This window comes from Hymenobacter algoricola, assembly GCF_039539525.1.
GTDB classification, from domain to species: domain Bacteria; phylum Bacteroidota; class Bacteroidia; order Cytophagales; family Hymenobacteraceae; genus Hymenobacter; species Hymenobacter algoricola.
Genome location: NZ_BAABDH010000041.1, coordinates 80,446 through 100,253, shown reverse-complemented (window position 1 = coordinate 100,253; position 19,808 = coordinate 80,446). Strand labels below are relative to the sequence as shown.

Here is a 19,808-nt window from a genome sequence, read left to right as displayed (position 1 = left end):
GCAAATGACTTGACATACTCTCGCATATCAGGTACATTTGAAACAACAACGACAACAACACTCGCAATATACACCCCTTCCGCAAATGCTTATGGACACCCAGACAGCAGCCCCGAGCATCCGCTCCCTGATGCCGGAAGGCTTTCTTAAGAAACTGGCCGATCTGACAGGTTGCCGCCAGCGCGCCACCCTTTCCGGGGTAGTGACTTATGAGGCAACTGCCTCCAAGTACTGGCCCGCCGTCGAAGCCCTGGCCCGCGAAACCAATCCGGCAGGCTTCGCCCAGTGGCAGGCCGCCCAGGCCGAGCACGCCCCCGCCTAATTCTCCCCGCAGCGGCGGCAACCGCTGCTTTCCACTGACTCCCAACCTCACATTTCTTACACCACTCTCCTATGAAGATTGTCACTGCGACCCCGCTCTACGAGCTCCGAACGCCCGACGGCCCCGCTCACCTCTCCCACCCCTGCTTTGGCGACGCGCTGGCCGTGCTGGAGGCCAACAGCCATTACACGCTGCCCCAGCCTATTATCGGCTGGGCCCGCGACCTGGACGGCCAGCTGAGCGTGTACACGGCCGGTCCCGACTCCAGCTTGTTCCGACTCGCGCTGGAAGACGGCTGCGAGGATGAGCAGTTCTTCGCCGGCCGCGTGCCGGACACGCTGCGCGAATACCGCCTCGATGAGTACGCCCCCGGCGCGCTGCTCTACTTCCCCGTGCCTGTCGCCAACCCGGCGCTGATGCACGTTTCGTCCAGCTTGCTTTTCGCCGCGTAGCCATGGAAAAGCCCTTCTACACCGTCGGAGCCAACTCCCTTTACGCGTATCTGGTCGATGGCCAGGTGCTCTGCCTGGATAAGTCCACAGGCTCTACCTGGCTGGACATCAATCTCTACCCGGCCTTCCTGAACCGCGAGCCCGTCTTTCACGAGCAGCCCACCACGGCCGCCGTTTTTACCGCCGCCTACCATGAAGCGCTGACAACGTTGCAACAGGCCGGCCACGCGCTGGGCCTGACGCCCGCTCAAGCGGTCATCACCACTGTGGAACCGATGCCCGAAGGCGTGGAAGGCGTGGATTTCGCCGACGCGCTGGGCGAGTTCGACCGCACCTATATAGCCGGCACGGCCCGCATCCTGCAGCCAGCCACCGAGCGGATGAGCCGCGCGCAGGAGCAGCAGATCCGGCTGCTCTACCACGGCCACGTGCCCGACACGGTGGCGCGCCGCTTCGACTGGCGCCTGCGCACTGGCTTCACCATGGAAACGGCCCAGCTGCTCATCGACGAGCTCAGCGGGACCAGAAAGCAGGTGGCGTGATGGAGGAGCTACACCCCTTCACCGTCCACCTCACGCTCACCGTGCAGGTACAGGGCCGCTCCCAGCACGGGGCTAATCAACTGGCCCGCGCGCAGCTGCAGGAGCTACTGGAGCGAATCGACCGCCTGCAACCGGACCCGCCGGCCCCTGCGCCCGGGCCAGCCCCGAAACCGCTTCCGGCCAGCCCGCCGCCGGCCCGAGCGGCAACCCCGGCCCCGGTGGCCGTGTATCCCCGCCCCTTCGCCACATGGTCCCATCGTCAGCTCGCCGCCGACTAAAGAAGTCGGCCGGATTCCCTCCCCCAGTGCCCTACACAGATTTATGAAGCCCCTCTCCCTCTTCGCCCGCCTCGTCGGCCTGCTACTGCTCTGCGTCGCCGTTCCCGGCGCGCTGCTGCTGGTTCGTTTGGCCGGCAAATAAAAACAGCGAGGCCCACAGCACGGCAATGCGGTGGGCCTCTTTTACTTCATCCACTCTCCTAAAAAGTCGATGCGACTGCAAGTTAATGGAAAATAAAACAACCCCTTTTTCGCTCTCCGACATCGCGCTCTGCCTGCGGCGGGAAGTGCGCATGCGCTACGCCGTGTATCCGGGCAAGGTAGCCGACGAGAAAAGCACCTTCACCCAGGCCGACATGGACCGGGAAATTGCCCTGATGGAGGCCGCCGCCGACGCGCTGGAAAAGATGGCCAAGAACGGCCTGTTCCGCGAGGCTTGGAACGTGCTGGCTACCAGCCGTGCTCAGAACACCACGGAGCAACTGCCGGATGAGCTGGAGCGCGTCTTCGGACTGCTGAAAAGCGCTGACCTGATGGCCCGCCCCGCAGACGCAGCTTCCTACGCTATCAAGCTATCCGGCCTGTTTTTACACATGGCCGAGCTTTACAAAGCCGAAGCAGAGCTGCCGGGAAAGCCCGAAGCCGCGGCCAGCGCGCCGGCTTCGCCGATCCCTACTCCCTCCGTGGCATCCGCCGCAAGTACTGAGTTCGTGCCCAATCCGGATTTCGTCGCCACCAAAGAGCAGTCGGAGGAAATTATGCGGCTGGTCAACAACCCGAAAATCACCCGTTCGGAGAAGACTTCGCACCTGCTCAATGTCTACAAATACCGGCAGGACAAAGCACAGGAGGTTATTGCGAAGCTGCGCGGCTGGATTGAGGAGCGTGAAAATGGCAAGACCGCGGCGTAATGGGACAGACGCTCGAATTTACCCTGCCCGATTCGCTGGTTGCTCTTCTCAGTGAGGAAGCCACCAAAACGGCCACCGAGGCTGTAGCCAAGGTGCTGGCCCTGGTGCCCCAGCCCGTCACCGAGTACAGCGTGCCCGCCATTGCCGATGCCGTCGACATGGCGCCCGACACGGTCCGCCGCTACATGAACCTGCCGGCCGAGCATCCGCAGCGCCTGCACTACCTGCGCGGCATGGACGGCAACCGCAAGCTCGACCGCATCACGCTGGCCCAGCTTTCGGACTGGCAGCGCCGCCGCGGCGAGGTGCCCGTGCTCAAACCGGTAAGACGCCCGGCCCGCCGGCGTGCCGCCGCATGAGCCGCCTCGACACCCAGCTGGCCATGCGCCAGCACCTGCAGCGCCACGTCATGCGCGCCCGCCGCCGGCTGCTGCGCCGGCCTACTCCCTTCTTCGTGCGCGCCCTGCTGGCCAGCCAGCAAGATGCCGACCTGTTCACCGATGCGCTGCTGATGCAGGTGCCCACGGCCCATGACGAGGCTGTCTACGCGCTGGCCGCCTCTCTCTCCTCTTCTTCAGAGCAGTCCTTCTAGTCGATACGCCATGTCCTCAACGACCTCAGTTTCTACCATGCAATTCGCCGTTTCCCCCAAGCTTTTCCGCGCTACCCTGCAACTGGTGCAGCAATCCGCTATGCCGGATGACGCTATCATCCCAGCTGCCTGCGGTGTGCTGGTTGAATCGGAGGGCGGTGCCCTGCGCCTGACGAGCACCAACCTCACGACTTCGCTTTCGACCACGGTGCCGCTCTCGGGTAGCACAGGCACCATGAGCACCCTTGTGGATGCGAAGCTGCTGATTCAGCTGCTGGGTACGCTCCCCGCCAAACAGGATGCCCACTTTCGCTTTGACTACCCCGATCTGCTGACCTGTGCAAGCGGGACAGCGCAGTATCGGCAGTCAGTCAATCAAAGCACTGATTTCCCCCGTCCCAAGCCCGTGCAGGCCTTCGGTAACCGCGCAACACTGCCCGTGTTGCACCTGGCCAAAGCCCTGCGCACGGCGCTGCCCTTCGTGCTGAGTAAAAACAATACGGCCTATGCCTCTTACAGTGCCGTGCTGCTACGCTTGGCGGGCTCAGTGGCAACGCTGCAAGCCACCTCCGGGTTTTCGGCGGCTTCTACCCAGCTCCGCTTTATCGAAACCAGCGGCCCGGCCAAACTGCTGCTGCCGCTGCAATCCGTGCGCCTGCTGCTGGCCCAGCTGGAGCTGGCCGCCGCGGGCGAGGTGGTCGTGAACTGGAATGAGAACAACGCGGAATTCAGCTTCGGACATCCCTTGGTACGGCTCTCTACCCAGCTGGTGGATGATACGATGCCGGATATCGACAACCTGTTTATCGAAGACGAGCGGCGTACCACTATCACGATTTCGCGGCCGGCCCTGCAGCTGACGCTGCTGCGCCTGAAGCCTTACACCAAGACCAAAGGGCGGTTATCCTTCTCGCCGGATACCGTGACGGTGGAGGCCGGCCACCCCGAGTGGGGCTACGAGGGCACGGAGTGGCTGCCTGCTGTGGTGCCGGCCGGCGCTGCGCTACTGCCACTCAACTTTAACCTTCCCTACCTGCTCAAGATGGTGGAGGTACTCGATACCCCGGAAGTCGCACTGAGTGTGGCCCATGTGCAGGGTGGCATGCTGCGGGTCCTGCCCGGCCTGGAAGCTTCTGAGCCCTTGCTGTTCAATACCTCGCTGGCGTTGTCCACGCTGCCGGAAGAGGAAGTCGTAGTCCCTACCGAAGAGCAGGAGGCAGTATAATGAGCTATAACGATTCCACTCTCACGGCCTTCGATTTCTTCGCGGGCGGCGGCGGGGCTTCCCTCGGCCTGCACCGCGCCGGCATCAACGTGCTGGCTGCCCTGAACCATTCGCCGGTAGCCATCGATACGCACGGCATCAACTTCCCCGGCGCCCGGCACCTGCTCTGCGACATCCGCACCCAGAAAAGCTGGGGCCTGGGCCACGCCGATATTATGTGGGCCTCGCCCGACTGCACCCACCATTCCATCGCCAAGGGCGGCCAGAGCCGGGACGCCAAAGAGCGGGCCCTGGCGGAGGAGCTGCCGCGCTTCGCCTACAACCTGAACGTGAACTGCATCATGGTGGAGAACGTGAAGGAATTCCTGCAGTGGGGGCCGGTGATGGAGAAGGACGGCAAGATGCTGCCGGACCCGACCCGCAAGGGGGAGCATTACCGCGCCTGGCTGGCGTCGCTGGCTGAGCTGGGCTTCGTCCACTACGAGTACCGCCTGCTCAACTCGGCCGACTTCGGAGCCCCGCAAAGCCGGGTGCGCTATTTCGGCATCTTCACCCGCAAGGGCGTGGCCATCCACTGGCCTCAGCCCACCCACGACAAGCACGGCAAACACGGCCTGCCTAAGTGGGTGGCCGTCCGCACGGTGCTTGACCTCGACGACCGGGGCCGCAGCATCTTCACGGCCTGGGGCAAGCCGATTGCCGACAAGACGCTGCGCCGGATTCTGGCCGGGCTGAAAAAGCACGTCATCGGCAAAGGCCAGGGGCAGTTTCTGGATAAGCGCACCAGCAACCCACCGAGCGGCAAGCCGGGCACCGGGGCCAGCATCAACGAAACCGGCCCCACGGTGGCTACCTGCTACCTGCCTGATCTGGTGACACCCGTATTTCTGGCGCAGTACAATGGTGGTTCTGACAACTGCCGGGTACTGAGCCTCGACGGCCCCTGCAACGGAGTGCCCACCGAAAACCGCTTTGCTGCCGTGCAGTGCCTGCTGCAGGCCAACGGCACCCGGGCCAACGACGACCCGGGCCGCCTCACCATGCCGCTCGGCGGCCAGGCCCCGACCATCAACACGAACGGCGGCAACCTGTACCTGATGAGCTACTACGGCAACGGCAGCACCCGACCGCTCTGCCATGCCTGCCCCACGCTGAGCACGCATGACCGGTTTGCCCTGCTGGGCTTCGTGACGGGCAGCGGCTACGGGCAACGGCCCTACCCCTTCAGCCGGCCGGCCTCACCCATCGTGGCCAGCCGCCGGCACCAGTACCTGGTGCTGTGCGCCGCCGGCTCTGCGGTGGCCACCCAGCCCGGCGACTCGCAGGCCATGCGCCTGCTGAAGGTGACGTGCCGGCGCCACGGTATTGCCGACATCTTCATGCGGATGCTGAAGGTGTCGGAGCTGAAGCTGATCATGGGCTTCCCGGCCGACTATTTCCTGTCGGGCAGCGCCACCAAGCAAAAGGAGATGCTGGGCAACGCCGTAGTACCCCAGGTAAGCGAAGCCATTGCCCGGGCTATGCTGCCCAGCCTGCACAAGGCACGGCTCCGGAAGCTGCCCGCGCTGCGCCGGGCAGCCGTGAACCGGTACGAGCAGGGCCAGCTTTTTGGGAAGGAGGTGGCCTGTGCCTGATACAGACCTCTGGGATAATATCCGCCTGGGCCTGGAAACCCGGCCCACGGACTACCTGCAAAAGCACCGGCAGCAGCTGCTCCAGACCTGCCAGCTGGATGACGCCCGGCAGGTGCGCCTGGGCACCAATGTACCCGGTTGGGCAGGTACCTGCGGCCGGCCCACGGCGGGTATCATTCGCATTATCCTGCTGCTGAGAGAGGAGGTGGTCCATGCTCGGTAGCACCATACAGCCTGCTATTGGCAACCCTTCGGTCTACGCCCCCGACCTGCTGCAAGCCGAGCGGCTCCGACTACTCACGCTGGTACGGGCCCGCGGCCGCAATCAACGCGGCTGCTATGCGGCCATCAAGATGATTGCCCGGATTCATGAAGTTCTTGAGAAGGAGGTGACCGATGTCTAGCACACTACACCAGCCCAGCTTATTCCCCCGCCCCGCCCCCACACTGGCCGTGCCCGCTGTTATAGATGCTGCCCTTCGGGGTGGCGCCGATCTGGCCCTGAGCCTTTCCGCCGGGAAGGACTCGCAGGCCCTGGTATACTTGGTGGCGCCCTGGTTTCGGGCGCAGGGCTACCCGGGCCGCTGCTACGTAGTGCATGCCGACCTGGGCCGGGCGGAATGGCCCCAAACCGCGGAACTGGTCGAGCGGATGGCCGCTGACGTGGACTTGCCCCTGCTGGTCGTACGCCGGCCCAAAGGCGACCTGATAGCCCGGTTTGAAGAACGGCTGGAAGCCACCCGCGCAAGCGGCGCACCGTTCTGGCCTTCTTCCGCCAGCCGCTACTGCACCAGCCACCTCAAAGCCGGCCCCATCGACACGGCCCTGCGCAACCCGGCCCCGTTCTGGCCTTCGTCGGCTAGCCGGTATTGCACCTCCGATTTAAAGCGGGGCCCCATCGATACGGCTCTTCGCTCTGCTGAGGTCGTTATATCGGCGGAAGGTGTCCGGGCCGACGAAAGCCACGCCCGGGCCAAAAAGCCCGCGGTGGAAGTCCGCAGCGGCATTACGGCCAGCAGCCAGCAGGCCGCCCGCAATCTGGCCATGATGGAACCCGAGGCAGCGCTGGCCGCCCGGCAACCTGGCCAGCGGGTCGCGCTGAACTGGCGGCCGTTGCTGCATTTCAATACGGAGGAAATCTGGCAGGCCTGCGGCACGTCCACGGCCGACCTGCAGCGCCGTCGCCGGCTGTATGCCGCTGGCCAGCACGAGGCGGCGTTACTGGGCTGGCCCTGTCATCCGGCCTACGTGTTCGGCAACGAGCGACTGAGTTGCGCTTTCTGCGTGCTGGGCAGCCAAAACGACCTGCTCAACGGTGCCCAGCACAACCCCGAACTCTACGCCCACCTCATTGAGCTGGAAATCGTCGGTCAGGCCACCTTCAAAAACGGCTGGAGCCTCACGCAGCTGCCCGTTACGGGTGAAGCGGCCCGGCTGCGGGATCAGGTGCTGGCCGGTAAAACATTGACCCTATGAAATCCCCCGCATTCCAACTCTATACCGGTGATTTTCTCAGCTCGCCCGACGTGCAGATGATGGACGCGCGCGAGGTGGGGGCCTACTGCCTGCTGCTGTTCAACGCCTGGCAGGGGGAGCAGCCCGGCCACCTGCCCAACAGCGAGGACAAGATGCGCCGGCTCGCCCGCCTGAGCGTGGAAGAGTGGGCTGCCAGCCGGGAAATCCTGCTCGGTAAGTTCCCCGAGTCGGCCGATAAGCTCACCCGCTACAACCCGCGCATGGTCGCCGAAGCCGAAAAGCAGTGGGTTTTCAGAAGTAAGCAGGCTGGCAACGGGTCCAAGGGGGGAAGGCCCAAAAAGAACCCAACCGAAAGCCAAATAAACCCAGGCCTTTCCGAAAATAACCCAGGCCTTTCAAATCAAAACCCAGAGCATAACCCAAAAAAAGCTCTTCATCTTCACTCTTCTACTTCATCTTCTTTAAAAGAAACACCCCCTACCCCCGGGGTGGGTGCTGAGAAGTTGTCGGCTGAAGGCTCAAAAAAAAATGAGGCCAGCCCAGCCGCCTCAACTTACCCCGCTGATGACTCGCCCGCGTCGGCTTTGCACACCGGGGACGCGGCGGCCGGCGGCGAGACGCGGCCCGAGTTCCGTGCCGATCCGCAGTGGGCCCCGCAGATGCGGCAGCTCATCGAACAGATGGCCGAGTTCTTCAAGCTCACCATTGCCCAGGCCGACGCCAAGGGCCGCATCGGTCGCTTCTGCCGCACCCAGTTCGAAAAGGGCCAGGGCGAGCTGCTGACCCGGCAGTTCCACGCCTACCGCGCCTACAAAGCCGAGCGGGACGAGCGGGTACACAGCTGGAAGGCCTACCTCGGCGACGAAAGCCAGGGCTACGCCAACGGCGCCTGGAATGAAAAAGACTGGGTAGCTGCCCTGGCAGAAGCCCGCAAAAACCCTCGTAATGCAACATCTTCCCCTGCGGCAGGCAATGCTGCACCTCGCCCCGGACAAGTCAGTAAACGACTCTCCGTCATTGAACAAGCTCGTCAGCTCAACCGCGAACAGCAATCTGGCTCACAGGCAGCGTGACCTGCTGCTCTACGTCAGGCTGCCGCAGACCGTGCCTTCGGCCATCCGGCAGGCCGCTGAGCTGGTCCAGCAGCCCGAGTTTCTGCCTGTCCGGCAGCAGGAGGTTGAGCAGGTAGCGGATGCGCTGATGGAGTCGCTGTCGAGTGCCGCCTTCCTGCTGGGCCACAACAACACGCTGGCCGACCCGCTCGATCTGAACCTGATGAGCACCGAGGTGGCCGTCATGATCCGCCGCAACTTCCCCGGACTGCGCCTGCCGGAAATCCATCTGGCGATCCGCCGGGGCGTTGCCGGCGACTGGCGCCGGGAGAATGATTTGCTGCTGCTGACGCTACCCAACATCGCGTACTGGCTGGGCTGCTACCAGACCCACTGCCGGGCGGTTGCCCTGGAAATTCTGGAGCGGGAGCGGGGCCGGCTGCTGGCCCTGCCCCCACCCGACCCGACCGTCGGCTTTCCCGAGCGGGTGACGGAGTGGGCGGTCCAGCTCAGCCAGCGGCAGCCGCTGGAGTGGCAGAGGCTGGACATCGGCGACGTGGTGTACCTGTGGCTGCAGCGCATCGGCGCCTTCCGCCCCTACCTCACCCCGCGCCGGCAGCAGCGCATCCTGCGCACCGTCGGCTGGCAGCTGGCCACGCACCGCTCCATCGACAAGCAGCAGCGCAAGGATACCCGCGAATTCCGCGAGCAGCTGCGCACCGGGGAGCTGACGGGTCCGCACGCTGTCCGGCTCCGGGATGCCTGCCGCAAACACATGCTGCGCGAATGGCTGCATTACCAGGCTGCCGACACGCCCGTCTCGGACCTGCACCTGTGGCTGGAAGATTTAGCCGAAAACGCCTCAAGACAATGAAAAGCCCCGAAGAATACGTCGCCGCCCAGGTGCCCGCCGGCCGGGTCGTCTGCTCCATCACGGAAGCCGCTCAGGCCGTGGCGCAGGCCTTGGTCGATGCCGAGCGCTACAAAGAGCTACTGCTGGCCAGCCTGCGCAATTCCAAACCTCAAACGCCCGAGCCGGGCACCCTTACCGATGCCTGAAGCCCTGAAAAACTACCGCGACCAGAGCCGCCTGAATTGGGTTTCCTCTTCCCTCCCTCCGGCCGAGCAAGTGCAACTCGGCGCCCTGCAGCGCATTGCCGATGCCACCGAGCTGATGGCCAAGAACTACACCGATATGCAGCGCAACCTGGACTACTACAAAGCCGGTTACGAGCGTCGGGGCAAGGAAATCGAGAAGCTCAAGCTCAGTCAGCGGGCCCTGAAGGGCGTGGCGACCAAAGCCAAGAACCGCACCTGACCCCATGAGCCTCCCTCAGTTTCGGCACCGGCTGCTCAGCGCCTCGCTGGCCGAGCTGCACCGCCTGCGCCGGCTCTACCCTACCGGGCACCTGCTGGAACTGATTGAGGCCGAGGCCAGCCGCCGGGAAAAGGCCAGCCGCCGGCGGCGCCGCAGAACAACAACCATTCAAACCCCATCAAAACTTAATTCTTCCCCATGAAAACCGAAACGACAACTCCAGTCCCAGCAGCCATGACCGAAGAGCGCTGGGCTGAGCTGGATACGCATTACAGCCCGGCTGCTTCCGTGGATCACGCCTCCGCTGCCGTGGTTGAGTGCCTGGCCGAAATAGCCCGCTTGGAGCGTGACAACGCCCGCCTAGTAGACGAAACCCACCGCTGGAGCGCGGCGGTGAAGAAGCTGGAGTCCACGCCCACCCCGCCCACCCCGCCCACGCCGGCCGCGACCTGCAAGGCTGAGATGATCTACCGCCGGCGTGATACCGGCAAGGTGCACTGCCGCCTGTTCAAGTGGAAAGGGCTGAATCCGGCCGAAGCTCTGCGCGAGCTTATCGAGCAGGAAGGCAGCGAAGGCAAGTGGGTGGTGGTGACAGTGACCGTGCTGGACTCCAATCCCAGCCCGGCCACGGGGGCCGCTGCGGAAGCCTGGATAACCGACCGGATGCCGGACATGATGCCGGATGAGGTCTATGGGTTTGGAGAGGATGAGGACGAAGATGAAAAGGACATACAAAGGTGCAGTGAAGATGTGCTGGCCTGCGAGCTGAATGAGCCCACGGGCTCATCGGAGTTTCCTGCCTATTCATCCATAGTTATTGCCCGCTATTATGCGGCCGGGCAAAAATGGTATACCGAGGCCGGCTACCCTATTTCCGTTATTGGTTGGAGGCCCCTGCCGGCCCCGCGTGCAGTTGTTGAAGCTGGAAAGGAGGTGGCCCGTGGATAATGTCATAGCACTGGCAACAGAGCAGGACGGCTTCCAAGGCTGGCGGTGCGAGGTGTGCGGCGGCAAGATGGGTTACGACCAACCGATTGCCTTCGCTGAAGCCCTGCGGCTGGTAGGCGCGTTTCGTGACGTGCACGCAGCTTGTATCCCGCTAAACGGCCCCCGGCAACACCTTGCCTTGGATAGCATCAGCCGCACCAAGGGGGGCAAAAAGGTCAAGGAGCTATACTACATAGCCGCCTCCGACAGTAAGCCTAAGCCCGGCATCATCGGCCGGCTGTGGCGCCACGGCACCTACCGGGATGCTATCTGGAACGAGGACACTGGGCGCAGCATCTACGGGCCGGAGTTCGACCTAGAACTCCCCGCCCCCACCCTCAACCCGGTGCCCGCCGGCGTGCAGGCTCACTGGGATGCGGCTGGGCAGGAAGGAGGCGCAGGTGCCTAAAAAGCAATCCACCGCCCCGTTGAAGCCCTATGAGTGCTTTCACTGCGGAGAGCCAGCCGGCGTGCACGTCGGCCGCACCCCGGGCCAAGCCCGCGCTTACCTGGCTCGCCAGATGGATGGCTACGCCGACCGGGATATCTGGCCTCACCTGCGTAGCCGCCGGCTACGCGACCCAGAGCAAGAGCAGCTGGCCATTGAAGCGCACGAAGACCAGGGCAAGTATTGGCGTGACACGCGGCGCTATGCCCGCCTGCTGGCTGAGGCCGAAGCCTTCAACGCCCGCTATCCCGTAGGCACGCCGGTTCGGGTCGTCGGTTGCTGTGAGGCCGATACCTGGCCGGACGGGCTGACCACCATCCGCACCCCCGCCTGGGTGCCGAGCGAGACAGCCGTCTTCGTTTCCGTCGAAGGCTACGCTGGTGGTTTCTATCTGAGGCATATCCAGCCGCTGGCTGCCGCCTGATGGGACGCTTCACCGAAGACCTGCTCAAAGGCCGCATCGTGGCCACCACGCAGCGCAGAGCCCCGCCGGCCAGCAAAGACCCGCCGGCAGCGGATGCCCCGCTCAAGGCCCGCAAAAAGCCCGATACGTCGGGGGCGGCTTCCCTCACCAAGGCAGCCCTGGCCCTGCTGGCCCTGCACGGCTTCACAATGTGGCGGCAAAACAACGGCGGCGTCTGGGACCCCACCCGGCAGCTGTTCCGCGCCGGCTCCAGCACGCCGGGCATCTCCGACACGCTGGGCTACCACCGCGTCACCGGCCGCTTCTGCGCCGTCGAAATCAAATACGGTAAGGATACGCTCAGCAAACCCCAGACAGCCTTCCTGGCTGAAGTGCGCCGGGCCGGCGGCTTCGCCTGCTGCTGCCGGAGCATCGACCAGCTGGAGCGCGAACTGAAACTCTACCTCACCTCCCTTTCCCAAACCTTATGAAGGCTCTTTCCCTCATTCAGCCCTACGCCACGCTCATCATGCTGGGCTATAAGCAGTACGAAACCCGCTCGTGGTCTACTAAGCATCGCGGCACCCTCGCTATTCACGCCAGCGCCGGGAAGCCAGCTTGGGCCCGCAAGGTTTGTCAGGAGAATATGCACATCCGTCAGGTACTCTCAGCCCACGGCCTCACTTTCGACACGCTGCCCCGCGCCGCCGTGCTGGGCATCTGCCAAGTGAATCATATGCTCAAGATTTGTGCCCCGAGCGCGGCGGAATCTGAGCACGAGATTGAAGCTGGCGACTTACGGCCAGTAGAAGTAGCCTGCGGTGACTATACGCCCGGCCGCTGGGCCTGGGACCTAGACAAGGTCTTAGAGCTGCCCACGCCCATACCCCAAAAAGGAGCCCTGAGCATCTGGGAGTTGCCCACCGAGGTAGAGGAAGCAATAAAGGCACAGTCCCAGGCTGTATCCGATGCTTCCTGGGAGGTGCTCAAAAGCATCTGCAACGCCGCCAATGAGGGGGACTATGCCGCTCTCACCGTGCAGACCACCCAGCACCTGCCCAAGTTAGACCACAATCACTTCGAAGCAGTATTGGAGGCCACCGAGCTTACGCCGGAATTCATCGGAACCCACCGCGGCTTTCTGACGTCGGTTTCGGGAGAAATAGCCCGCCGGGATGTGAAACTCTACTCGTTCCGCTCTGGCATCCGACTGGAAGTACTTCGCACCCACCTTACCGAGGCTCAGGTATGAAAAAGATGCGCATCATCGGCCGCGACATCGACCCGGAAACCGGCGACGTGTCCTACTTCAATCCCGGCTACACCTCCCGCACGGAAGCCCTCAAGGGCCAACGCAAGGAGAAGCCGCCCACCAAGGGCCAGAAAGCCCACCGTCGCCGCAAGAAAAAGGAGCACTACGCCGGCTGCCGGCCCCGCCCCCTGTTCCACGACCAGACCCCCAAGCTGCACGACGACCCGGCCGAACGCTTCCGCCTCAAGCAGGAGGTGATCCGTGACGCCGGCCATCGGTGCCAGGTATGCGGCACGGGCGACAACCTCACGCTGGACCACATCATCCCGCTGAGCAAAGGCGGCGGCTGGCACCGGGCCAACCTGCAATGCCTCTGTAACGATTGCAACCAGGCCAAGGGGGATAAGATGCCCTACGAACTGGCTGCCTGAATTATTTGTCTTTAATGTCAGTAAATTGCTGACATTACCGATTTACTTTTCTTTACCACTTGCACTTTTCAGCGATGCCCATGGGACAGGCAGATGCACCAGAGCAGCCGACGGCTACGACAAAGCCATTGAATCACCAGCAGCGGGCCTTCGCAGCCGCCTACGCCCGGTTGTGGAAAGGTGCGCCGGCAGCCCGCGAGGCGGGCTACAGTGTGAAGACGGCCAAGCAGCAGGCCACGGCCATGCTCAACGATCAGCGCATTATGGCGGCTGTGCTGGCCGAGGCCGCCCGCCTGGGCATGACGACGGAGGAAGCCACTGTGCGCATGTCGGAGTGGGGCCGCGTCAGCATCGATGACGTGATGACGCTGGAGACGGAGGAGTACCCCACCCGCATCCAGAAGCCGTTGCGCGAAATTGTAGCGGAGAATTACGAGAAGATCCAGTTTGAGCAGGAGCTGGCTATCCGGACCGAAATCCTGTTCACCGACAAAAAAGACCAGAAACGCTACCGCAACAAGCAACAGGAAGCCCACCTGCTGCGGCTCATTGCCCACGAGCGGCTGCTGCTGGAGCTGGAGAAGGACCCGGAGGCTACCCGGGAAGTGCCAGGGCCGCTCGCTACCCGTGAAGTCGTGAACCTGGACCTGGTAAAGGTGCACAAGCTTAAGGCGGGCCACATGATTAAGAAGGTCACGCCCACCCGCTACGGCACCGCCGTCGAGCTGCACGACGCGAAGGACGCCGTTTCCCAGATGCTCAAGATTCACGGCGCCTACGCGCCTGAGAAGCACGACATCACCACCAACGGCAACGACTTGCCCGGTTCCAACATCATGATGCCTGACAATGGCCGCGACTGATACCGAAGCGGCCCGCATCATCTACCCCCAACCTGGCTTCCAGATGGCGGCCCTGAGCACCCCGGCTGACATTGCCATCATCGGCGGCGGGGCCGGCGGCGGCAAGACGTACGCGCTCCTGATGGAAGCCAGCCGGCACCGGTTCAACAAGGATTTCGGCGCCGTCATCTTCCGCCGCACCTACGCCATGGTCACCAACGAGGGCGGCCTGTGGGATACCAGCAAGGAACTCTACCCGATGGTGGGCGCCAAGCAGGGCGACCTGGAATGGAAGTTCCCCAGCGGCGCCCGCGTCTCGTTTGCCCACATGCAGCACGAGAAGAATATGTTCGACTGGCAGGGCACCCAGATTCCGCTCATCATCTTCGATGAGCTCACCCACTTCACCAAAAAGCAGTTCTGGTATATGCAGACCCGGAACCGCAGCCTGTGCGGCGTGCGGCCCTACGTGCGCTGCTCGTGCAATCCCGACCCCGACAGCTGGGTAGCAGAGTTGATTGCCTGGTGGATTGGAGAGGATGGCTTCCCGATTCTGGAGCGGGCCGGTACGCTGCGCTACTTCACCCGCGACGGGGAGATGATGATCTGGGGCGACACGCCCGAAGAAGTCCTGGAGAAGGCGCCCCACCTGTTCGAGGGAGAGCTGGCCGCCACCCGGCCTAAGTCGCTCACCTTCATTCCCGGCAGCATCTTCGAGAACAAGAAGCTGCTGGCCGTCAACCCGGAGTACCTGGCCGGCCTGATGGCCCAGGACGAAACCACCAAGGCCCAACTGCTGGAGGGTAACTGGAAAGTAAAGGTCGACGGCCTAGCCCTGTTCGAGCACCCGCGCCTCTCCGACCTGTTCACCAACCTGCTCACCCAGCCCCCGCGCCCACGGCGCTATATCACCTGCGACGCGGCCGGCTTCGGGAAGGACTTCACCGTCATTATGGTTTGGGAGGGCTGGGAGGTCGTGCAGATCGTGGTAGACCGTAAGACGGCCCCGCGCGACATCTATGACCTGATTGAGGCCCAACGCCGCAAGTGGAACGTAGCTGAGTCTGACGTGCTCGTGGACCAGGACGGCGTAGGCGGGAAAGTCTTCGCTTTCGGCCGCGGCTACAAAGGCTTCTCCGGTGGCGCCGCTCCTATGGTCGATCCAATCACGGGTAAGCCAGAGAACTACAAATACCTCAAAACCCAGTGCTACTACCGGTATTCCGACCGGGTGAATGCAGCTACCACGGCCGTGCGCGTAGATGACTACACGGTCGAAATCGACGGCAGCCGGGGAATGAAGCTGAAGGTGGGCGGCAAGGAAACCAACGTGAAGGAACTGCTCAAAGCCGACCTGAAGGCGGTGAAACGGGCCAAAACCGATGCTGAGGGCAAGATGCACATCAACAGCAAAGCCGAGCAAAAGGTGATGCTCAACGGCCGCTCCCCCGATTTCGGTGATACAGCCATGATGCGGGAGTGGTTCGAGCTGCAGCCAGTCGTTAAGCAGGGCTTTATGAAGCGCGTGAACTAAGTACGGACCCTGATTATATATTCTGTAGTTTAGTTGGCATTAATACTCACCCCAAATCATAAGGCAAAGGTTATGGCACAATGTACAGCACCATCAAGAGGACATCGCACGGCGAGTGCGGCAGCGGACTGCCCCGCATGTGGAGGCCGCTCTCGCAGCTACGGTTCTTCCTACTCATCCCCGTCCTCCTACTCGTCAGGCAGCAGCGGGAGCAGTGGAAGCAGCGGGTCCAGACAAAGAGCACGGTGGTCGAAACCAGGTTCAGTCGTTCTGTACACGCCTACCGAGGTGCGGGCGCTCACGCCGATCCGCGAGAATATTGAGAATCGCCCATTCGCACCCGACCTTCGGGATGTTTTTCTTTGCCACGCTTGGGATGACCGGCAGGGGGCTGCTAAAGAATTGCATGACCTGCTCGAATCGCGCGGTGTCTCGGTATGGTTCAGCGAGAAGGATGTTCTCCTCGGTTCATCATTGCTCCGCGAAATTGACAAGGGACTGGCCAAGTCGAAAATGGGAATCGTGCTGGTGACCCCTGCGCTGCTGAGTCGCCTTAAGAATGAGGGTATCGCTGACAAAGAGCTTTCGGTACTCCTGGCTCGTGAGCAACTCGTCCCCATTGTGCACAACACGACGTATGATGAACTGCGCGAAGTCAGTCCCATGCTCGCCTCGCGGAGCGGCCTTAGCACTAAAGAGCAGCCGATGACAGGCGTCGCAGCGAAGCTAGCTGAGCTGGTCGCCCCTTAGCGCTACTTGAACGCCCAGAAAACGCCCCCGGTCAGCAGCGACACGGGGGCATTTTTGTGCCTGGGAATAAGGGAATAAATCTGCAGAGTTGCTTGTTGTGAAATAAAGTATCTATTTTGCTTACATTATTCACTTAACCTCCTGCCTCCTATGGCCATTTGCACACGCCCCGCATCCTTGACCGCCATTGCGAAGCAGGATTGCGCCGTCAACCTCAAGCAGCTTCAGCGCCTGCTGCTTCAGCGCTACAACAAGGTCCCCACCTTCGCCACGGAGGCGGAAATGAAGACGCTGGCCGCCTGGGAAGCGCTGTTCGACGCCAACGATGATACCAAGGTCATCATCACCCCCTTTTTCCAGAAGGCCGTCATTCCTTCCTCGGAGGCCCAGTTCGGCGGCGAGAACAGCAACGACACGCTCAACGGTGTAGGCACCTTCCTGGGCTTCAACCCGGTCCGCCTCTCCGGCGAGTTCGTGGGCCTGGATTCGGCCACCTACGAGCAGCTCGATGCCTTAACGGCTGAATCCCTGGCTGAGCTGGGCGTAGCCCGGGTGACAGCCTACCCGGTGACGGCCGACGGCGAAATCCTGGCCAAGGGCCTGCGCGGCATCCCCGGCTTCAACTTCACCGTGGGCTCCCCCGGCACCCAGGGCTTCAAGTCCCAGACGGTCTTCCCCTTCGGCATGTCCTTCTCCGCCGACTGGTTCAAGGGCGTGTCGGTCATCAAGCCCACGTTCAACCCGCTCACCGACCTGGACGCCTAATGGCTGCTACTAAGGCAGGCGCTCCGGAGCCGGTATGGCTGCGGGCGCCTGACCTCGGGGACGAACCCAAGCCCTTCGCCCCCGAGCACGCCGCCCGCCTGCTGGAACGCCAGCAGCGCAACAAGACCGCCCACTGGCTGCTGGCCGAAGCGCCCGCACCGCCCCCACCTTCTGACTCTACGGCCCTGCCGCAGCATGATCCTAAGCCCCGAAGCCGTACGCGCACTGCTCGAAAACCCCGCTAACGGCGGCGTTATCGGTGATTGCCTGCGGCACGAGCATCGGCTGCGGTTGCATGCCATCCCCCATGTCGACCCCGCCCGGCGGCCCGCTGGCTGGCTGTATGTGCGTGACTGGGCCAAAGGCATGCTGCCCAACAACGAGTATCTGCGCTGGGAACAGTGCGTGCCGGCGCCGCTGCCCACGACGGACATTGTAGAGGATATCTTCACCGGCCTCAAACGGGTGTTCGAAGCACAGGACGGCCTGGTGCAGGTGGAGCTGGCCACGCCCGAACTGGAATCCGACTTCGAAGCGTACCGCACCACGATGCGCGAGGCGGACTTCTGGTCTGGCCCCGCTTTCAAAGCGCTGCGGGGCCGCCCCCACTCGCTGCTGGTAGTCGATATGCCGGCCGTACAGCGTACCTCCCGACCGGAGCCCTACGTGTTCCTGGTGCATCTGGAGGATATCTGGGATGTGGCCCTCAAGCCCGACGGCAGCTGTGAGTACGTGCTGTTCCTACTGCCTTCCCGGCGCAGTGAGCAGGACGCCACAGTCGTCATCGAGCGGATAGCCTGCTACGATGACGAGGCCTATACCATCCTCGAAAAGCCCGCCGGGGAGCAGGCCTGGACCGAGGTGCTGCGCAACCCCCACATCCTGGGCTACTGCCCGGCCCGGCTGCTCTGGTCGGAGCCGCTGGACTTAGCCACCGACCTGCCCCGGCGGGCCCCGTTGACCTCCATCCTGGGGGCGCTGGACCGCTACGTGTGGTGGGATGGCGCCATTGAGTACTACCGGCAGTACGGCACCTTCCCGATTCTGTGGAGCTTCGAGGCGCAGTGTGAGTTCACGAGCGGCGACGGGCAAGGCTGCGCCAGTGGCATCGTTTCCTACATCAAAAGCTACACCTCCCTGGAGAATGGGGAGCAGATGCCCGTGTACGGGGAGAAACCCTGCCCCGCCTGCGCGCTGCGCAAGCTGCTGGGCCCGGGGGTGCACGTCGAAGTGCCGGCCCCTTCAAAGGACATGCCCAACACTCGCGACCCGGCAGGCTTCGTCACGCCCTCGGTGGACATCCTTAACTACCTGACCGAGATTCTGGCGCAGAGCCGGGAAAACCTGCTGCGCGCCGTGCTCGGCAGCGGTGGGGAGCCCAGCAATGACCAGGCGAAGAACACCAAGCAGGTGATGGGCGGCTTCGAAATCAAGCAGGACGTGCTGGTCGAATTCAAGAAGCCGCTGGAAGAGGCCCGCACCTGGACCCTGAACACCTGGGGCGTGCTGCGCTATGGTCCGCTCTACCGCAGCACTTACGTGGGCATGGGCGAGCGGTTCTACCTCAAGACGTCGGAGCAGCTGGCCGAGGAGGAAGAGAAAGCCCGCAAGGCCGGCCGCCCCGTGTACGAGCTCAGCGATGCGCGGGACTTCCGCTACCAGACCCAGTTCCGCCGCAACCCGGCCAAGCTGGACCGCATGCGCATCCTGTCCGATCTGGAGCCCTACCCTGAGTACTCCATCGATCAGATCCTGACGATGATTGCCGGCGCCGCCAGCGAGGCCAACACGTTCGTGCAGGACCTCTTCCAGCAGGAGCTGCTCCGACTCAAAGTAGACTTCGGCCGCTACCTCACCCGCTTCGAGTCGGAGCAGATGGATGTGCGGCGCTTCGGCTCCCAGCAGCCCTACCACATCAAACTTGCTTCCATCACCCAAATCCTTTTGTCTTATGTCAACGAAAACCAAAACGGCGCCGGCCGCAACTAAAACGACGGCGAAGCCCAAACTCGACCTCAAGCAGCTCCAGCAGCAGCAGATGAACGAGGAGACGTCCGAGCCCACCGAGTCGGGCAGCGAGGATGAGGAATACAAGTTCCACGCCCACGAAGCCGACCGCATCCACGTCAAGCTCACGAAAAAGGAGAATGACCCCATCAAAAAGGAGTACGTCACCGTCGATAAGGTTGTGAAGCTCTATCCGGTGGAATATGACCGGATGAAGAAGAACGGCAGCTTTGACGAGTATGACTCGGTCACCATCCTGCACGACTCACGCAAAGGCGGCTCCACCAAGACGATGGGCGTAGCCGCGGCCGGCGAGAAGAAGGAGCCGATGCAGCCAGCTGAGGGCCTGCCCACGCTGCAGGATGTGCAGATGCGCTACCAGCAGCTCTACAACGAAGTAGCGCCAGCTGACAAAGACTATCACGAGCTGCTGGAGCTCATCAAGGCCAAGGACGCCGACTTCGGCAAGGAAAAGGAAGCTGAATAAGCGACCGGGCCGGTTCCACGCGGGTGGGATCAACCGGAGCCGGCCCTTTTCTTTCCCTCCCGCACAGTAGTCGCTTTTTCACAAACCCTGCTATTCCCCA

29 protein-coding genes are annotated in these 19,808 nt (G+C 62.9%); all 29 read left to right on the top strand.

Going from position 1 to position 19,808, the window contains the following annotated elements; all coding sequences use genetic code 11:
- Positions 1-91 precede the first annotated feature (91 nt).
- The 29 genes from ABD842_RS12975 (at position 92) to ABD842_RS12835 (ending at position 19,708) form a co-directional block, all read left to right on the top strand.
- Positions 92-322, top strand: coding sequence for a hypothetical protein (locus tag ABD842_RS12975; RefSeq protein WP_345114518.1), 231 nt, complete (start codon positions 92-94; stop codon positions 320-322).
- Positions 323-393: 71 nt separating this feature from the next.
- Positions 394-774, top strand: coding sequence for a hypothetical protein (locus tag ABD842_RS12970; RefSeq protein WP_345114517.1), 381 nt, complete (start codon positions 394-396; stop codon positions 772-774).
- Positions 775-776: 2 nt separating this feature from the next.
- A complete protein-coding gene (locus ABD842_RS12965; RefSeq protein ID WP_345114515.1) occupies positions 777-1,316 on the top strand; it encodes a hypothetical protein in 540 nt (179 codons plus the stop codon).
- Positions 1,316-1,594, top strand: coding sequence for a hypothetical protein (locus ABD842_RS12960; protein WP_345114512.1), 279 nt, complete (start codon positions 1,316-1,318; stop codon positions 1,592-1,594). The genes ABD842_RS12965 and ABD842_RS12960 overlap by 1 nt, the downstream gene beginning before the upstream one ends.
- 227 nt (positions 1,595-1,821) lie before the next feature.
- Entirely contained in the window at positions 1,822-2,505 is a 684-nt protein-coding gene (locus tag ABD842_RS12955; RefSeq protein WP_345114509.1) for a hypothetical protein, read from the top strand.
- Positions 2,505-2,864, top strand: coding sequence for a hypothetical protein (locus ABD842_RS12950; protein ID WP_345114506.1), 360 nt, complete (start codon positions 2,505-2,507; stop codon positions 2,862-2,864). The genes ABD842_RS12955 and ABD842_RS12950 overlap by 1 nt, the downstream gene beginning before the upstream one ends.
- Positions 2,861-3,097 carry a hypothetical protein gene (locus tag ABD842_RS12945; protein ID WP_345114503.1) on the top strand — a complete coding sequence of 79 codons (237 nt, stop codon included), beginning with the start codon at positions 2,861-2,863 and terminating at the stop codon, positions 3,095-3,097. The genes ABD842_RS12950 and ABD842_RS12945 overlap by 4 nt, the downstream gene beginning before the upstream one ends.
- A gap of 37 nt (positions 3,098-3,134) precedes the next feature.
- Positions 3,135-4,322: a hypothetical protein gene (locus ABD842_RS12940; protein ID WP_345114501.1), complete on the top strand. Its 1,188-nt coding sequence runs from the start codon at positions 3,135-3,137 to the stop codon at positions 4,320-4,322.
- On the top strand, positions 4,322-5,956 hold the full coding sequence (locus tag ABD842_RS12935) for a DNA cytosine methyltransferase (protein WP_345114499.1): 1,635 nt from the start codon (positions 4,322-4,324) through the stop codon (positions 5,954-5,956). Before ABD842_RS12940 ends, ABD842_RS12935 begins: the two co-directional genes overlap by 1 nt.
- Positions 5,949-6,179: a hypothetical protein gene (locus ABD842_RS12930; protein ID WP_345114496.1), complete on the top strand. Its 231-nt coding sequence runs from the start codon at positions 5,949-5,951 to the stop codon at positions 6,177-6,179. Before ABD842_RS12935 ends, ABD842_RS12930 begins: the two co-directional genes overlap by 8 nt.
- Positions 6,169-6,360: a hypothetical protein gene (locus ABD842_RS12925; RefSeq protein WP_345114494.1), complete on the top strand. Its 192-nt coding sequence runs from the start codon at positions 6,169-6,171 to the stop codon at positions 6,358-6,360. The genes ABD842_RS12930 and ABD842_RS12925 overlap by 11 nt, the downstream gene beginning before the upstream one ends.
- 49 nt (positions 6,361-6,409) lie before the next feature.
- Positions 6,410-7,432 (top strand): phosphoadenosine phosphosulfate reductase domain-containing protein, encoded by a 1,023-nt coding sequence (locus ABD842_RS12920; RefSeq protein ID WP_345114491.1) that lies wholly within the window; start codon positions 6,410-6,412, stop codon positions 7,430-7,432.
- Complete coding sequence (locus tag ABD842_RS12915; protein WP_345114488.1) at positions 7,429-8,505, top strand: DUF1376 domain-containing protein; 1,077 nt, start codon at positions 7,429-7,431, stop codon at positions 8,503-8,505. The genes ABD842_RS12920 and ABD842_RS12915 overlap by 4 nt, the downstream gene beginning before the upstream one ends.
- Positions 8,450-9,358 (top strand): hypothetical protein, encoded by a 909-nt coding sequence (locus ABD842_RS12910; protein WP_345114485.1) that lies wholly within the window; start codon positions 8,450-8,452, stop codon positions 9,356-9,358. The genes ABD842_RS12915 and ABD842_RS12910 overlap by 56 nt, the downstream gene beginning before the upstream one ends.
- Positions 9,355-9,543: a hypothetical protein gene (locus tag ABD842_RS12905; protein WP_345114483.1), complete on the top strand. Its 189-nt coding sequence runs from the start codon at positions 9,355-9,357 to the stop codon at positions 9,541-9,543. Before ABD842_RS12910 ends, ABD842_RS12905 begins: the two co-directional genes overlap by 4 nt.
- Positions 9,536-9,802 (top strand): hypothetical protein, encoded by a 267-nt coding sequence (locus ABD842_RS12900; RefSeq protein WP_345114480.1) that lies wholly within the window; start codon positions 9,536-9,538, stop codon positions 9,800-9,802. The genes ABD842_RS12905 and ABD842_RS12900 overlap by 8 nt, the downstream gene beginning before the upstream one ends.
- A 4-nt stretch (positions 9,803-9,806) precedes the next feature.
- A complete protein-coding gene (locus ABD842_RS12895) occupies positions 9,807-10,004 on the top strand; it encodes a hypothetical protein (RefSeq protein ID WP_345114477.1) in 198 nt (65 codons plus the stop codon).
- Complete coding sequence (locus tag ABD842_RS12890; protein ID WP_345114475.1) at positions 10,001-10,750, top strand: hypothetical protein; 750 nt, start codon at positions 10,001-10,003, stop codon at positions 10,748-10,750. Before ABD842_RS12895 ends, ABD842_RS12890 begins: the two co-directional genes overlap by 4 nt.
- Before the next feature lie 178 nt (positions 10,751-10,928).
- Positions 10,929-11,198 carry a hypothetical protein gene (locus ABD842_RS12885; protein WP_345114473.1) on the top strand — a complete coding sequence of 90 codons (270 nt, stop codon included), beginning with the start codon at positions 10,929-10,931 and terminating at the stop codon, positions 11,196-11,198.
- Between the two features lie 112 nt (positions 11,199-11,310).
- Entirely contained in the window at positions 11,311-11,661 is a 351-nt protein-coding gene (locus ABD842_RS12880; protein WP_345114471.1) for a hypothetical protein, read from the top strand.
- Positions 11,661-12,131 carry a VRR-NUC domain-containing protein gene (locus ABD842_RS12875; protein ID WP_345114468.1) on the top strand — a complete coding sequence of 157 codons (471 nt, stop codon included), beginning with the start codon at positions 11,661-11,663 and terminating at the stop codon, positions 12,129-12,131. The genes ABD842_RS12880 and ABD842_RS12875 overlap by 1 nt, the downstream gene beginning before the upstream one ends.
- On the top strand, positions 12,128-12,892 hold the full coding sequence (locus ABD842_RS12870) for an ASCH domain-containing protein (protein WP_345114465.1): 765 nt from the start codon (positions 12,128-12,130) through the stop codon (positions 12,890-12,892). The genes ABD842_RS12875 and ABD842_RS12870 overlap by 4 nt, the downstream gene beginning before the upstream one ends.
- Positions 12,889-13,323: an HNH endonuclease gene (locus ABD842_RS12865; protein WP_345114462.1), complete on the top strand. Its 435-nt coding sequence runs from the start codon at positions 12,889-12,891 to the stop codon at positions 13,321-13,323. Before ABD842_RS12870 ends, ABD842_RS12865 begins: the two co-directional genes overlap by 4 nt.
- 80 nt (positions 13,324-13,403) lie before the next feature.
- Complete coding sequence (locus ABD842_RS12860; protein WP_345114459.1) at positions 13,404-14,186, top strand: terminase small subunit; 783 nt, start codon at positions 13,404-13,406, stop codon at positions 14,184-14,186.
- Positions 14,173-15,699, top strand: a complete 1,527-nt coding sequence (locus ABD842_RS12855) for a terminase large subunit domain-containing protein (protein ID WP_345114456.1) — start codon at positions 14,173-14,175, stop codon at positions 15,697-15,699. The genes ABD842_RS12860 and ABD842_RS12855 overlap by 14 nt, the downstream gene beginning before the upstream one ends.
- Positions 15,700-15,987: 288 nt before the next feature.
- On the top strand, positions 15,988-16,449 hold the full coding sequence (locus ABD842_RS12850) for a toll/interleukin-1 receptor domain-containing protein (RefSeq protein ID WP_345114454.1): 462 nt from the start codon (positions 15,988-15,990) through the stop codon (positions 16,447-16,449).
- Positions 16,450-16,599: 150 nt separating this feature from the next.
- Positions 16,600-17,214 (top strand): hypothetical protein, encoded by a 615-nt coding sequence (locus ABD842_RS12845; RefSeq protein ID WP_345114452.1) that lies wholly within the window; start codon positions 16,600-16,602, stop codon positions 17,212-17,214.
- 195 nt (positions 17,215-17,409) lie between these two features.
- Positions 17,410-19,203 (top strand): hypothetical protein, encoded by a 1,794-nt coding sequence (locus ABD842_RS12840; RefSeq protein ID WP_345114450.1) that lies wholly within the window; start codon positions 17,410-17,412, stop codon positions 19,201-19,203.
- Entirely contained in the window at positions 19,166-19,708 is a 543-nt protein-coding gene (locus ABD842_RS12835; RefSeq protein ID WP_345114448.1) for a hypothetical protein, read from the top strand. Before ABD842_RS12840 ends, ABD842_RS12835 begins: the two co-directional genes overlap by 38 nt.
- Positions 19,709-19,808 lie beyond the last annotated feature (100 nt).